This window comes from Kineococcus sp. GCM10028916, from assembly GCF_042674865.1.
GTDB lineage: Bacteria > Actinomycetota > Actinomycetes > Actinomycetales > Kineococcaceae > Kineococcus.
The window spans coordinates 347010-360876 of record NZ_JBHTFM010000021.1 but is presented as its reverse complement, the minus strand read 5'-3'; the positions used below and the strand labels follow the sequence as shown (position 1 = coordinate 360876).

Genomic DNA, 13867 nt, shown 5'->3' with positions numbered 1-13867 from the left:
TAGACACGGAGACCAGGGAGGCGTCAACCGGTGGTGAGGCGATCGCGCGGCGCGCTCGAGGACGCCGTCCTGACCGTGGTGCAGACCGCGGACCGTCCGTTGTCCGTGGCCGACGTGGTGGACCGTCTCGACGACGACCCCGCCTACACGACGGTCATGACCACGCTGACCCGGTTGTGGTCCAAGGGGGCGTTGCTGCGCGAACCGGCGGGGCGCGGCTACACCTACGCCCCGGCGGCGGCGCCGGACGAGGTCGTCTCCGCCCGGGCCGCGCGCAGCATGCGACGCCTCCTGGACGGGGAGGGCCGCCGCACCGACATCCTCGCGAGGTTCGTCTCCGAACTGGACCCCGACGACGAGCAGTTCCTGCTGGAGGTCCTCACGCGCACCGCCGCCGAGAACCCCCGAACGGACGCGTGATCCGCGTGCTCGCCACGGTGCCCGACGCGTTGGACGTGCTCGTCCCGCTGTGCGTCGCGTGGTCGCTGGTGCTGCGGGTCGTGGCCCGCCGGCGGGCCGAGGAGACCTCCTGGCGGCGCGCGGTGGTCCTGTTCTCGCTCGCGGCGGCCGCGACGACGACCTGCGTGCTCACGGCGGCCGCGGTCGTGATCGGTGTCCTGCTGGCCCGCACGTCGTGGCTGGCGCACTGGGGTCGGTGGCACCCGACGGCGTTGCCGGAACCCGGGGTGTCCTCGTGGTGGGCCGTTCCCGTCGTCCTCGTGCTGCTCGTCCTCCTCGCTGCCACCGCCCGCCACGTCGTCCTGGTGGTCGCCAGCCTGTGGAGGGCCGAACTCGCCTGCCGTGACGTGGACACCCGCAGCACCCCCGACGGGGGGACCTGGACCGTCCTGGAGAGCGCCTCCCCCGACGCGTTCGCCCTCCCGGGGTGGCGACGCCCGGTGGCGGGGGGACGTCAGCGTGGACGGGTCGTGATCTCCTCCGCGATGCTCGCCGCCCTCGACCCCGACCAGCAACGCGTCCTCGTGGAGCACGAGCGCTCCCACCTGCGCCACCGGCACCCGGTGTGGATCCAGCTCGCCGAGTCGTGCGCGGTGCTGAACCCGTTGCTGCGCGGGGTGCCCGAGGTCGTGCGCGCTGCCGCGGAACGGCAGGCGGACCTCGACGCGGCCGCCTGCGTCGCGGACCAGGAACTCACCGCGCGGACCATCGCCACCGCCGCCCTGGCGCGGGCACGGATGGTGCCGCGCGAGCGCCGTCCCCCCGCTCACCCCGCTCCTGCGGCCACCGGCGGTGACGTCGTCCACCGGGTGGAGTACCTGCTGCGCCCGGAGCGCCACCGCTCCACGCGGTCCGCAACGCTGCTGCTGGTGGCCATCGTGCTGCTGGCCTCGTCGACCTCGCTGGTCACCGGTTACTGCGCGATCGCCCGCCTGGACGACACCCGCGCCCCGGCCGGCGCGACCGCGGCGTCGGGCGCGACGACCCGCCCCTCAGACGCTGCGACCCACCAGTGAGCCGATCCCGTAGGTGACGGCCATCGCGAGCGCGCCGCCCAGGACCGTCCGCAGACCCGCCCGGCGCCGCCCGGCGCCGCCGAGCTGGGCGCTGACCCCGCCCGTGACGGCCAACGCGACCAGGACGGCGAGGAAGCACGCCGCCACCCGCACCGCGACCGGGGTGAGCAGGATGGCCAGCAGGGGGACGAGGGCCCCGAGGGTGAACGCCGCCGCGGACGTCCCGGCGGCCGTCCAGGGGCCTGCGACCTCGTCGGGGTCGATGCCGAGTTCGGCGTCGGCGTGGGCGCGCAGGGGGTCGTGGGCGGTCAGTTCGAGAGCCACCTGCTCGGCCAGGGCGCGGGAGAGGCCCTTGTCGACGTAGATCGCCGTGAGCTCGGCGAGTTCCTCCTCCGGCATCTCGGCCAGTTCACGGCGTTCCGCGGCGAGCAGGGCCTGCTGGGTGTCGCGCTGGGTGGAGACCGACACGTACTCCCCCGCCGCCATCGACAGCGCCCCGGCGACGAGGCCCGCGACACCGGCGGTGAGCAACGCCGTCCGGTCCGTCGTGGCCCCCGCGACGCCGACGACGAGACCCGCCACCGAGACGATGCCGTCGTTGGCGCCGAGGACACCGGCCCGCAGCCAGTTCAACCGCGACGCCAGGCTGCCCCGGTGCAGGGCCGGTTCCCCGGCGTGGGACGTCTGGGTGGCAGCGCGGGCGAGGTCGTCGGTCACGGGCCCAGCCAAGCGCCGGGGACGCGGCACCGCCACCCACGCGCCGCGTCGACGCCCGACCCGCGGTCCTTGAGCGGCGGGTGGGCCGGACGGGTGACGCGGTGAGGTTCTTCCCCCGTTCGGCGCAACCGCCGGTGGCGTACGGGTGAACGGTGTCGATCGGTCGGCATGCTCGCCCGTCGCTCCCTGTCCGTGCTCGCCCTCGCGGGCCTGACCCTGCTGGCCCCGGTCGTGTCATCGGCATCGGCATCGGCATCGGCATCGGTGGCAGGGTCGGCATCGACGCAGGTGCCCGGGCAGGTGCCTGCAGCGACCGCGACCCCGGCACCCGCCGGAGCGGGACCGAGCGACCCCACCCCGCAGCCCTCCTCCCCCTCGGGGGTCACCACGCGCACCTCCCGGGTCGCCGCACCGCCGAGCGGGTGCCTCGTCACCGGCGACTTCGGCCAGACCTACGCGGCCGTGGGCGGTCGCTCGTCGGCGTTGGGCACGTGCACGGGCAACGAGGCTCCGGTGAACGGGGGCGGAGCGGCACAGCCCTTCCAGAACGGCTCGCTCTACCGGAGCCCCGCGACCGGCGCCCACACCCTCTACGGCGCGATCCGGGGCCAGTACGCGAGCGCCGGGTGGGAGAACTCCCCCCTGGGTTTCCCCACCACCGACGAGTTCGAGGTGCGCGGTGGCCGCGGTCAGCACTTCCAGGGCGGGTCGATCTACTGGAGCCCCGCCACCGGCGCGCACGACGTCGCCGGGGCGATCCGGGAGGAGTGGGCGGTGCTGGGGTGGGAGAACTCCCCCCTCGGCTTCCCCCTCACGAGCGAGGTCCCCCTGCCCCGCGACGGCGGACGGCTGCAGCGGTTCAGCGGTGGCGTCGTCTACTGGACGGCGCGCACCGGTGCGCGGACGGTGCGCGGCGCGATCCTGAGCGCGTGGGCCGACACCGGCTACGAGGGCGGCCGGTTGGGTTACCCCACCAGCGACGAGTACGACGTTGCCGGCGGGCGGCGCAGCGACTTCCAGTTCGGATCCATCACCTGGGACGCGGCGACGGGGCACGTCGGGGTGAGCACCGTCCCGCGCATCGCCGTCATCGGGGACTCGATCACCTACGGCGCCTGCGGCGGAACCGCGCAGACCGCTCCCGCCACCGTTCCGGCCGCCACCGCCGCCTGCTTCGGCTGGCCCGGCTCCACCAGCGACGAGATGCAGGCCTTCGTCGAGGACCAGGGCTTCCGCTCCTCCTGGCCGGGGATGCCCACCCCCACGGCGACGGTGGACCTGCGTCGGGCCGTCGGCGACAGCGACGTCCTCGTGCTCGGTCTGGGCACCAACGACGCCCTGCGCGACCGGGCGGCCTTCCCGACCCGGACGTGGCCGCTCGGGGACACCGCTCCGGCGCCCAGCGGGCACGTGCCCGTCGGCAACGGCTACTTCGACCAGAAGATCGACTGGTTCATGGGCCTGGCCGCGGGGAAACCCGTCTACTGGTACGACCTCGGCTTCCACGGCAGCGACCGGGCCACCGGCGACTACTTCCGCGCCCGCAACGAGCGCCTGGCCGCGGCGACGCGGCGGTGGCCGAACCTGCACGTCATGGCCTGGTCCGGTGTGGTCGCGGCGCACCCGGCGTTCCTCGTGGACGAGGTGCACCCCAACGAGGCCGGTCGTGCCGCGCGGTGGGCCCTGCTGACGTCGAGCGTGTGGGGTCACTCGTGACGGTGTCCGCCTCGAGAGTTCGCACCGTCGGGCGCTACCGCTCATCGACGCTCTGCGTGATCACCGACCGGGTGGTCATCGACGGGTGGCCCGCCGCAGTTCACCGCGGAGGTCGCCCGGGGAGACGACGACCACCGGGTGCGACAGGAGGGCCGTCAGCGCTGCCCGGCCGTCGTGCTCACTCCTCGGGGGCGTCGTGTCCACGGCCGGCCATGACCCGCTCGAGGATCGGCGCGGCCGCGCGCCGCTGCGCCACCCTCCAGAGGATCGGCCAGGTGTGGATGCCGAAGCGGGTCATCGGGGCGAACATCGCGACCCGGCCGGGGAGGAGTTTCCGCGCGCCGAGGGCAGGGCGGCGCATCCGCCGTTCGTAGGCGGTGAAGGCGTCGTGGGCGGAGCGCTCGCCGTCGGCGAGTTCCTGGGCCAGTGCTTCTGCGCCGAGCAGGGCGAGCGCCGTTCCGAGGCCGGAGAGAGGGCTTGCGCACCAGGCGCTGTCGCCGAGGAGGACGACGCGGCCGTCGTGCCACTGCGGGACGGCGATCTGGTCGAAGGTGTCCAACGCGAAGTCTGCGGCACCGCCGGCACGGGAGACGATCTCGCCGGCGCGCCAGCCGACGTCGCGGAACGTCCTCCCCAGCAGGGCCAGTTGCGCGGCGCGGTCGTGACGCGGGGGCAGTGGGTCCGTGGTGCGGAAGGAGAGGCCGACCTCCTGCTCGCCGCGGTGACCGGGGCGGGCTTCGACCACGAGGCCGCCGGGTGCGTTGTGCACGAGGAACCAGCCGTCGATCGCGGGTGTGTCCGCGCGCTCCTTCAGGGTGTACCAGGCGTGCGCGATGCCCAGGGAGTTCCGGAACCGTTCCTCCGGGCCCCAGCGCAGGCTCCGGACGCGGGAGTGGACACCGTCAGCGCCGACGACGATGTCGAAGTCCCCGACGTCGCCGGAGCGGAACCGGACGCGCACGCCGTCTGCGTGGTCCTCCAGCGCGGCGACGGTCTCGTCGAAGCGGTAGTCGATCCTGGTGCTTCCCGCGTGGTGGAGGATGCGCGCGAGGTCGGTGCGCAGGATCTCCTCCCTGGACACGAACCCTCGACCGTCGAAGGCTTCGACCGGCATGGCGGCGAGGCGCCTTCCGGATGCGTCGACCCAGGCCAGCCCTCGCTGGGCCACGAGGTGGTCCAGGACGGTGTCGAGCAGGCCCATCCGTCGCAGGACCTCTCGGGAGCCACCGCGGAGGTCGACGGTCTGCCCACCTTCGCGCAGGCCTGGGGCGATCTCGGCGACGATGACCTGCCAGCCCTGTCGGTCCAACAGGACCGCGAGGGCGTCGCCGCCGATGCCTGCTCCGACGACGAGTGCGTGCTTCACGACGTCTCCGATCACCCAAGAGCGAACATCCTCGCATTAACGTAGAGCCGCCGGCCTTGTTCTGCAAATTCTCTCGCATTAGGGTGAGCGGATGGCGCAGGCGACAGGCGAGCTCCGCCCCGGCGGTCGGACGGCCAAGACGCGAGAGTCCGTGCACGCGGCGGTCCGGGCCCTCGTGGAGGACGGCGGACCGTCGGCGGTGACCATGGCCGCGGTCGCGGCCCGAGCCGGTGTGCACCAGGCCACGCTCTACCGGCGGTGGCGCACGCCCGAGGCCCTCGTGCTCGACGTCGCCGCCGGGGACGTCGCGTCGGCCTTTCCCGTCCCGGCGAGCGGGGACCTGTCGGCGGACCTGACGGCCTACCTCGAACACCTCATCGACGATCTCGCCCGACCCGGCAGCCTCGGCTTCCTCCGGGCGATGATCGCGGCGGCCGAAGCCGATGGCATCGGCGCGGCGCAGCAGTTCAGCAGGCCCCGCCTCGAACAGTTCCAAGCGATGCTCGACGCGGACGGCGCGAGCGAACTCACGTCGGTGGACCTCTTCGAGATCGTCCTCGCGCCGGTGTTCATGTGGGCACTCCTCTCCGGGATCGACGTCGACACGACCCGGAGCAACGGCCCCGACGTGGCCAGGATCGTGGACACCGTGCTCGCGGTACGCACACACCGGCAGCGGCAACGCGGATCGCGGTGAGTCACCCACCTGGGCGCGACGGACCGTGGCGGCCTGGACGACATCGCAGGGGAGGTCGTCACCGCGACCTCAGGTCGCTCCACGGTGTCCAGGGAACCCCGGCCTCGACACCCGGAGGAGGCGTTCAACCGTCTGAGGACTCCCCGGCGGAAGAGCAACCGCACGTCGCGTGACCTCGCCGTCGACCTCGTGGCCCGGGCCCGCGGCGGTCGAGTCCAGTCCAGTCCAGTCCAGTGAGGTGGTGCGCGACGTCTGCCACGTGATGCCCGTGCCGCCGAGAATCTCCCGATTCGACCGGCCCTGCGCATCGTCCGGACGGACCTGGTCTCGACCTCCCCCAGGAACGGTGGAAGAGCCACGACGTCAGCGGCATCAGGTTGGTCGCAGACGCTGTGCAGCAACGTCCTCACCCGAAGCCAGTCGGCTCACCGCCTCCCGGCGAGGTCGCGCGAACTCCGTCCTCGCCCCCTTCCCGGCCGTGCAGAGCGCGCAGCGCCGCGAGGTACGGCACGAGGACGACGTTGCCACCGATCAGCAGAGAGACGCTGACCGCGCGCAACCGTCGACGATCACCTCGACGGGAGTTGCACCCGCTCAGGACCCGGGCCGCTCCGGCCGTGCTCACGCTCGATCCCGCGACCAGCAGCAGAACGGTTCCGCGTGCGGAGTGGCGTCCGACGGCTCCTGACCGGTGAGCGAGCCGCTCGTGCGCGACCGCGACGACGGCGGGCGCCAGGCTCGCGACCGCGGTGCGCGCGAGCGCGCCGTACCCCGCACCCGAAGGACGCGAACGCGTGCCCAGGGCCACGAGGACCAGGCCGGCGACCGACGCCGTGTCGAGGGACAGCACCGCGAGCAGTCTGCGGCGCCCAGGGATGCGGGCCCCCGCCGACGACCTGAACCCGAGGTTCCCCTCACCACGCGCGGCCACGGCCACGGCCACCCGTTTCGCCAGTTGCACCCGCGACGTGAGGTTCAGGTCGACCACGCCCTGCTCGTCGGCGAACGTCGTCCTGGTCCACTCGCTGCTCCACGGTCCGGAGTTCCCGGTGCGACCCGCCCCTCGCCGGACGATCACGGCTGGGGTGTCCGGTCCAGCGACGCGAGGACGTCGAGCAGCGCCGAACCCAGCCGGGGATCAGCCAGCAACCGGAAGTGCCCGACGGTGTCGACGACGATGTTCTCGGCACCCGGGAGGTGGCTGGAGCCGGGGATGTTCGGATCGATCTTCGCGTAGATCGAGGTGATGGAACGGTTGACGTCCTCCGCGGCGGTCAGGGTCCGCAGCAGTTCCCCGCCGGGCGCGAAGACGCGCACCGACCGCAGCGGGACGAACCGGGCGAGGCTCGAACCGGAGAAGGGGGAGTTCACGGCCACCAGGTGCTCGAACAAGCCGTCACCGTTGTGCTGGGCGAGCAACTGCTTGCCGATGAGACCGCCCTTGCTGTGCCCCACCAGGGCGATCCCGCCACCTCCGCTCAGGCCGTGCTCCTCGACGTGGCGGCGCACCCGGGAAGCCATCTCGGGGATCTCGCCGCTGTTGAAACCGAGACTGCTCACGACGTGCACGGGATGGCCACCCCCGTGCAGGGCATCGATGATCGGCTGCAGGAAACGCCAGGACTCGAAGACTCCGGGGATCAGCACGACCGGGATCGACCCACCACCGCCTGCGCCGTACTCGGGCGCCAAGGCACTGCGCCGCAGACTCTTCACCTCCCACCTCAACGCGTACCACAGGTCCGCACCCACCCAGCGGACGATCTCGAGACGCCTCACGGCGAGGACTCCCCCACCGCCGTCGTCGCCAACTCGCGCGTCCCCCACCACCAGCACAACCGGGCCACCTCGGCCGGGTGCGACCAGTGGACGACGTGACCAGCACCGGCAACCTCGGCGACAGCACTTCCACGGCACGCTGCGGACAGCCGTCGCGGCCACGCGGCCGAGGCCAGCCGATCCCGCTCCCCCCGCACGAGCAGCACGGGAACCCGCACCTGCTCGAGGGCGTCCTCGATGTGCTCGTCCAGCATGAACCGCGACGTCCGCCACCAGACCCGGGCCCCGCAGGCCGCTGCCGCGAACAACTGGACGAACTTCAGGTTCAGCGGCTGCCCCCAGCTGTCCCAGGCCAGCCGCCGCGCCTGGGAGAACCGGTTCCGGGCGGCGTCATCGGTCGTGGGGGCGAGGAGGACCGCACAGCGGACGTCGCCGGGTTCGGTGCTGAGGAGTTCGGCGACGACCTGGGCGCCGAGGGAGTGCCCCAGCAGCACGACCCCCGTCAGGTCCTGCTCGCGCAGGAAACGCGCGAGCACCTCGGCGTGCTCGCGCACGGTGAGGATGCGCGGACCGGCAGGGGAACGACCGAAACCCGGCAGGTCGATCGCCACCACCCGCCACCGACGCGCCAGTTCCAGCACCAACCGGGTGAAGTAGGCCGACGAGGAGCCGATGCCGTGCACGAGCACGATCGGCGGTGCGTCGAGCCGCCCGGTGGCGGTGACGAAGACCTGGGACCTTCGGACCTGGCGAGGCGGAGCTGCCCCCGCGGCCACACCCTGGTGACCGGCGCCGGCGACCGAGACGGCGATCGCCTGCGAGGTCCAGGCCAGGAGGGAGGACCACGGGCCACGGATCTCGGGACGCGTCACGGGCTTCGGCGGACGTCGGGCGTCACAGGTTCTCCTGGGCAGCGGTCGAAGGCCGCTGTTGGACCTGCGGGCCACCGTAGGTGCTCCGACGGCGGAGGGCACGCCGGGTCGGGCCACGACGCGGTGGGACCAGCACGGCGTCAGCGTCCGCCCGGATCCACCGCTGGACGGTCGGTGAGCTCGACCGTGCGGTTCCCGTGCGCGGCGCGCAAGCGGGACCGGTACCGACCGCCACCCCAGCCGACGCCCACCACCCCCTCTGAACACCATGCCCACCGTCAGGACCCCTCACGTGGCCGTGACCGCCAGGTCGAAGGTGTCGGCCCTCGCTGCTCGTCCTCAGATTCGCGTGGCGGCGTGAGCGCGGGGCTGCGGCGCCCGCCACCGGTCGTTGACGTTGTCGGCGCGCACCGGGTTCCGGCGCGCACGGGAGAAGACGAGCCCACCGAGGGCGACCGCGACAGCGGTGATGACTCCTGCACCCAGCAGGCCACCGCCGAGCAGGTCCGCCACCCACCACGTCAAGGCCCCCACCACCGCCGCGGCGGGCAGAGTCGCCACCCAGGCGACGGCCATGCGCCCCACCAGCCGCCAGCGCACGACCGCGCCGGGCTTGCCGAGGCCGGTACCCACCACCGACCCGGTGGTCACGTGGGTGGTGGACAGGGGGAGGCCGAGGTGGCTGGAGATCAAGATGATCGACGCGGAGGCGGTCTCGGCGGTCATCCCCTGGGGCGGGGTGATCTCGACCAGACCCTTGCCCAGGGTGCGGATGATCCGCCAGCCGCCGATGAGGGTGCCTGAGGTGATGGCCAACGCGCAGGCCACCTTCACCCACCACGGGATGGCCTCGGTGCCCGACCAGTGCCCGGAGGCGATGAGACCCAGGGTGATGACCCCCATCGTCTTCTGCGCGTCGTTGGTGCCGTGGGCCAGGGCGACCAGGCAGGCGGAGCCGATCTGGCCCCAGCGGAACCCCTGGTCGGTGAAGCGCTGGGCGACACCGGCGATGACCTTGCACACCCACCAGGTCCCGACGGCGGCGACGAGGCCGGCGATGACCGGGGAGGCCAGGGCGGGCAGGATCACCTCGCCCACCACACCGCCCACCTCGCCGCCGCCGTTCCAGTTCACCCCCGACCAGCCGAGCCCGGCGACGGTGGCGCCGATGAGGCCGCCGAAGAGGGCGTGGGAGGAGCTCGAAGGCAACCCCAGCAGCCACGTGAGCAGGTTCCAGGTGATGGCGCCGACGAGGCCGGCGAGGACGATGAGCAGCAACACCGACCCACCTCCGAGGAGCAGTTCACGGCGAGGGCTGCCGTCGTCGTCCTGGAGGTGGACGACGGCGTTGGTGACCGTGAGGGCGACCTCCACGGACAGGAAGGCACCGATGAGGTTCAACACCCCCGAGAGGAGGACCGCCGTCTTGGGCGGCAGGGCGTGGGTGGCGATGGAGGTGGCCATCGCGTTCGCGGTGTCGTGGAAGCCGTTGGTGAAGTCGAACGCGAGCGCCACCGCGACGAGGAGCACCAAGATCGCCGTTGCTGTCTGCACGAGACCCAGGTTGCGACCACGACGCCGCGAGGGAAACCTGAAAGTGCACGGCGGTACCGGCTCAGGCGGACACCGCGGAGGAGGACCGTCGCGCAGCAGGCGGTGGCGCCCTCGCACCGGGTGAGCCCCAGGACACCCACGGAAGGGTGGGGCGCCCGGGGCTCACCTCGGCGGTGGTCGAACAGCCGGGACGCGTCGGTGTCGACTCGAACCCGACCCCGTGCTGGGCCCTCGGTCCGGCGTCGTCGACCGTCGTCGGCTTGGCGACGTCCTCCCCGCAGGCCGCGCTGCGTGCGACGTCACGGCCCTCCCACGGAGCACGCGGGTCGGCGTGAACCCTGAACACCGCACTCGACGATGCAGCAGCTACGGCGTCCGTGCGGCCGCAGGTCGGGGGAGGACGCCCACGCGGATCAGGGTTCCTCGGCGGCCTACGCGGCGCAGTCGTTGCAGACGACCCGGCCGTCGCCCGCGCCGGACAGCTGGCTGCGGTGCCTCACCAGGAAGCAGCTGGTGCAGGTGAACTCGTCCTGCTGAGCAGGCAGGACCCGAACCGAGAGTTCCTCGTTCGACAGGTCCGCACCCGGCAGCTCGAAGGACTCCGCCGCGGCGGTCTCGTCCTCATCGACGTCGGCCGAGTTCGACGAGTCCGAGCGCCGGGTCTTGAGCTCCTCGATGGAGTCGGTGTCCTCGTCGTCGGGGTTCTTGCGCGGCGCGTCGTAGTCGGTTGCCATGCGTCATCCTCTCGGTGCGGTGGATCGAGCAGGCACCAGCGCGGCGCGTACCCGGTTCATGGCTGCTGCGGCTGTCCGGAGCGACCGGCACCAGGCCCGTGCCCGTGCCCGTGCCCGTGCCCGTGCCCGTGCCCGTGCCCGTGGGGAGCCGAACCAGCGAGGGGCACACCGGAGGTCACGGGCCGGACGGGACCTCGGCGCCTGACGGTCATGGCCGGGTGAGGCGTGAGTCGAAACTCCTCGACGACGCCCGCGGCACTCGTGGCGTCGGCCGCTGGAGTCGAACGCCCGGTGAGCACTGCCGACCGAGGCGCCGATCACCACTGCAGTTCCGCCGCGGGGAGCGCGGGCGAGTAGTAGTGACCCTGGACCCATCGACACCCCAGTTCCCGCGTCCTCGCCGCCGCCGCCGCGCTCCCCACGCCCTCGACGACCGTCGCCAACCCCAGTTCCCGCGTCAACGTCAACAACGCCCGCACCAGGGCGTCACCCGTCGGGGTGGCCAGCGCGGCCGTGAAGCTCCGGTCGATCTTCACGGCGTCGGCGGGCAGGTGCAGCAGGTAGGACAGCGAGGCCCACCCCGTGCCGAAGTCGTCGAAGAAGATCGGGAAACCGATGTCCCGCAACTGCTGCACGAACGAGGTGGCCTGAGGCGTCAACGCGATGAGGGCACTCTCGGTGATCTCCAGACCGACCGAGGACGCAGCCACGCCGGCCCGGGTGACGACGTCGTGGATGCGCTGCACGCAGTCCAGGTGCGCGAGGTGGCGCCCGGACAGGTTCACGTTGACCCGAAGTTCTGGGTGTTCTCCCTGCCAGCGCGCCAGCTGACCGACCGCGTCGGCCAGGACCGCCAGGTCCAGGTCGATGATGAGGTCGGAGTCCTCGGCCAGCGGGATGAAGGCGGCCGGGTGGAGCAGGCCTCGCCGTGGGTGGTGCCACCGCGCCAGCGCCTCGAAGGCCTGCACCTGCCCCGTGACCACGTCGACGATGGGTTCGTAGTGAGCCACGATCTCCCCGGCGCCCAGCCCCCGCCGCAGGTCCTGCACCGCGGCTGCCAGCCGTGTCGTTCCCGCGGACCGGACACCCGGCCGTCCTCGACCGTTGACGCGACCCTCGGGCGACGATCGGGCTTCCCGCTCGAAGATCAGGCCCAGCTCGCTGCGGCGCCGGTGCAGGTCCAGGTGGTCCTCGACGATCTCGGCCTGCACCTGCAGGAGTTCCGTCTGCGCAGCGGTCACCGGGTGCGGCTCGGTGTCCATCAGGCACAACGAGCCGACGACGGTTCCTTCCCTGCCGCGCAACGGGACACCGAGGTAGGCGCGGACCCCCGCCGCCGTCAGCAAGGGCCAGTCACCCCCGGGTGATGCCCCGACGTCTTCCTCCCTCGACACGACCCGGTGGTAGGGATCACCGAACGGCGACTCCCGCGACGACAGGTCGGGGATGGCCACCGCACGGGCGGAGTCGATGACCAGGTCGCACGGGGTGTTGACCCGGGAGAACACCGGCACCTCGAGGTCCCCGGTGAAGGCCAGCGTGTGCAACGAGGTGTCGTTGGCGATGGACACCGCACCCGACGGGAAGTTCAGCAGGTGCGCCGTGTGGGTCAGGGTCGCTTGCAGGGCCGCCGTCTGCACCCCGTCGCAGAGGTAGTGAGCCGCGTGCTGCGAACCACCCGGGCGGGAGGGCAGAGCCACGCCTGGGGTGGTGGTCGACAAGGAGACGTGTCCTGCGCTCATCGCTCGCCCTCCGTGGCGCTGTGCTGCGCTGACGCCAGGTGCTGGACGGCTGGGACAGATGGTAGGAGAAGTGGACTTCCAGCGCTACGGGTGACGGCGCTGAACTTCGCCGCGTCCTCCTGGCGTGCCCAGAACGAACGCGCAGCACCTCAGTCGGGCCCTCAGACGCTCGACGTTCCCCCGCAGCTCGACGCGCGCTACGCTCCTCCCGTCGAGAAGGCGGCACCGTGCGTCCAAGGCTGGGCGCCGAAACGCTGGACCTCCGTGGAGACCACCGTGAACTTCTCCGTCGATCGCTACCGTGTCGGCCCGGCCAAAGTCCTCCAGATCAACGGTGAGCTGGACGCCGACACCGGCGACCTCCTCATCGCGTGCGCGGAAGCGGGTCTGGCGGACGTGCACCACCTCGTCCTCGACCTCAGCCGCACCGCCTTCGTGGACTGCGGCGGACTCTCCGCGCTGCTCACGGTGGGAGCCTCCGCACGCCGGACCGGAGGGTCGGCCCGGGCCGCCGGCGTGCAGGGTCCGGCCGCGCTGCTCTTCGACGTCTTCGACGTGTGGAACGTTCTGGGCGGGCGGCATCCGGTGGAGCTGGAGGTTCGTCGAGCCGTCAGGACCCGTGCGGCGATCACCCCCTCGCACCCCACGTCGAGGTGCTCCTCCAGAGCGCGAACCGCGCCCACTGCTCCCGCGGTGTGCGCGAGCGGAGGATGACGTGGCCGCCGCGGCGATGGTCACCGCGACGGGCAGACCATCGCCGGCAAGGTCTCAGACCAACGGGAAGATCGTTCGGGTCCGGCAACACGTCCCGGGTGAAGTGGACACCGGCTCGCTGGAGGATGTCGATCTCCATCACCTGCACCCCGGTCTCGCGGTACAGCTCGAGGGTCTGCTGCATGATCAGGTGACAGGTACGTCATGCGGTCAGAGCGAGCGAAGTGGTCATGATGGCCTCGTACTCGATGGGGGTCGAACGACCAACCCGCTCTGCCGACGACGGCGGTGACACGTCCGCTCGATCCAGGTCACGATCGCCATCCCAACCCTTCCCGAGTGGCCCAGGACCGTCGATCCAGAACGTTGTTCTGCAGCAGCCCGGAGAAGCTCTCCATCGCCGTGTTGTCCCCGGCGGCACCGACGCGACCCGTCGAACTGACCATGTCGTGACGGATCGAAGCGTGAACGGATCTCCTCGGTCGGATGGCGATCCACGAT

The 13867-nt window shown here is 72.2% G+C and carries 13 protein-coding genes; 5 read left to right on the top strand and 8 right to left on the bottom strand.

Going from position 1 to position 13867, the window contains the following annotated elements; genetic code table 11:
* Positions 1 to 33: 33 nt before the first annotated feature.
* Both ACFQ46_RS23560 and ACFQ46_RS23555 read left to right on the top strand, forming a co-directional pair.
* Complete coding sequence (locus ACFQ46_RS23560; protein ID WP_380262642.1) at positions 34 to 420, top strand: BlaI/MecI/CopY family transcriptional regulator; 387 nt, start codon at positions 34 to 36, stop codon at positions 418 to 420.
* Positions 417 to 1475: a M56 family metallopeptidase gene (locus tag ACFQ46_RS23555; protein WP_380262640.1), complete on the top strand. Its 1059-nt coding sequence runs from the start codon at positions 417 to 419 to the stop codon at positions 1473 to 1475. The genes ACFQ46_RS23560 and ACFQ46_RS23555 overlap by 4 nt, the downstream gene beginning before the upstream one ends.
* Here ACFQ46_RS23555 and ACFQ46_RS23550 read toward each other — a convergent pair.
* Positions 1452 to 2192 carry a VIT family protein gene (locus ACFQ46_RS23550; RefSeq protein WP_380262638.1) on the bottom strand — a complete coding sequence of 247 codons (741 nt, stop codon included), beginning with the start codon at positions 2190 to 2192 and terminating at the stop codon, positions 1452 to 1454. The genes ACFQ46_RS23555 and ACFQ46_RS23550 overlap by 24 nt on opposite strands.
* Before the next feature lie 300 nt (positions 2193 to 2492).
* Here ACFQ46_RS23550 and ACFQ46_RS23545 point away from each other — a divergent pair, with 300 nt between their 5' ends.
* A complete protein-coding gene (locus ACFQ46_RS23545) occupies positions 2493 to 3908 on the top strand; it encodes a GDSL-type esterase/lipase family protein (RefSeq protein WP_380262635.1) in 1416 nt (471 codons plus the stop codon).
* A 178-nt stretch (positions 3909 to 4086) separates the two neighbouring features.
* On the opposite strand, the gene ACFQ46_RS23540 is transcribed toward ACFQ46_RS23545, so the two are convergent.
* Complete coding sequence (locus ACFQ46_RS23540; RefSeq protein ID WP_380262633.1) at positions 4087 to 5274, bottom strand: FAD-dependent monooxygenase; 1188 nt, start codon at positions 5272 to 5274, stop codon at positions 4087 to 4089.
* Between the two features lie 91 nt (positions 5275 to 5365).
* On the opposite strand from ACFQ46_RS23540, the gene ACFQ46_RS23535 reads away from it, so the two are divergent.
* Positions 5366 to 5971 (top strand): TetR/AcrR family transcriptional regulator, encoded by a 606-nt coding sequence (locus ACFQ46_RS23535; RefSeq protein WP_380262631.1) that lies wholly within the window; start codon positions 5366 to 5368, stop codon positions 5969 to 5971.
* Positions 5972 to 6377: 406 nt separating this feature from the next.
* On the opposite strand, the gene ACFQ46_RS23530 is transcribed toward ACFQ46_RS23535, so the two are convergent.
* From ACFQ46_RS23530 to ACFQ46_RS23505, 6 genes are all read right to left on the bottom strand, one after another.
* On the bottom strand, positions 6378 to 7049 hold the full coding sequence (locus ACFQ46_RS23530; RefSeq protein WP_380262629.1) for a hypothetical protein: 672 nt from the start codon (positions 7047 to 7049) through the stop codon (positions 6378 to 6380).
* Positions 7046 to 7687, bottom strand: a complete 642-nt coding sequence (locus tag ACFQ46_RS23525) for an esterase/lipase family protein (protein WP_380262627.1) — start codon at positions 7685 to 7687, stop codon at positions 7046 to 7048. Before ACFQ46_RS23525 ends, ACFQ46_RS23530 begins: the two co-directional genes overlap by 4 nt.
* Before the next feature lie 59 nt (positions 7688 to 7746).
* Positions 7747 to 8622, bottom strand: a complete 876-nt coding sequence (locus ACFQ46_RS23520; protein WP_380262625.1) for an alpha/beta fold hydrolase — start codon at positions 8620 to 8622, stop codon at positions 7747 to 7749.
* Positions 8623 to 8961: 339 nt separating this feature from the next.
* Positions 8962 to 10176 (bottom strand): anion permease, encoded by a 1215-nt coding sequence (locus ACFQ46_RS23515; RefSeq protein WP_380262623.1) that lies wholly within the window; start codon positions 10174 to 10176, stop codon positions 8962 to 8964.
* Positions 10177 to 10607: 431 nt separating this feature from the next.
* On the bottom strand, positions 10608 to 10910 hold the full coding sequence (locus ACFQ46_RS23510) for a DUF4193 domain-containing protein (protein ID WP_380262621.1): 303 nt from the start codon (positions 10908 to 10910) through the stop codon (positions 10608 to 10610).
* 317 nt (positions 10911 to 11227) lie between these two features.
* Positions 11228 to 12610, bottom strand: coding sequence for an EAL domain-containing protein (locus ACFQ46_RS23505; RefSeq protein WP_380262619.1), 1383 nt, complete (start codon positions 12608 to 12610; stop codon positions 11228 to 11230).
* 306 nt (positions 12611 to 12916) lie between these two features.
* Here ACFQ46_RS23505 and ACFQ46_RS23500 point away from each other — a divergent pair, with 306 nt between their 5' ends.
* Positions 12917 to 13366 (top strand): STAS domain-containing protein, encoded by a 450-nt coding sequence (locus tag ACFQ46_RS23500; RefSeq protein WP_380262617.1) that lies wholly within the window; start codon positions 12917 to 12919, stop codon positions 13364 to 13366.
* Positions 13367 to 13867: the final 501 nt, after the last annotated feature.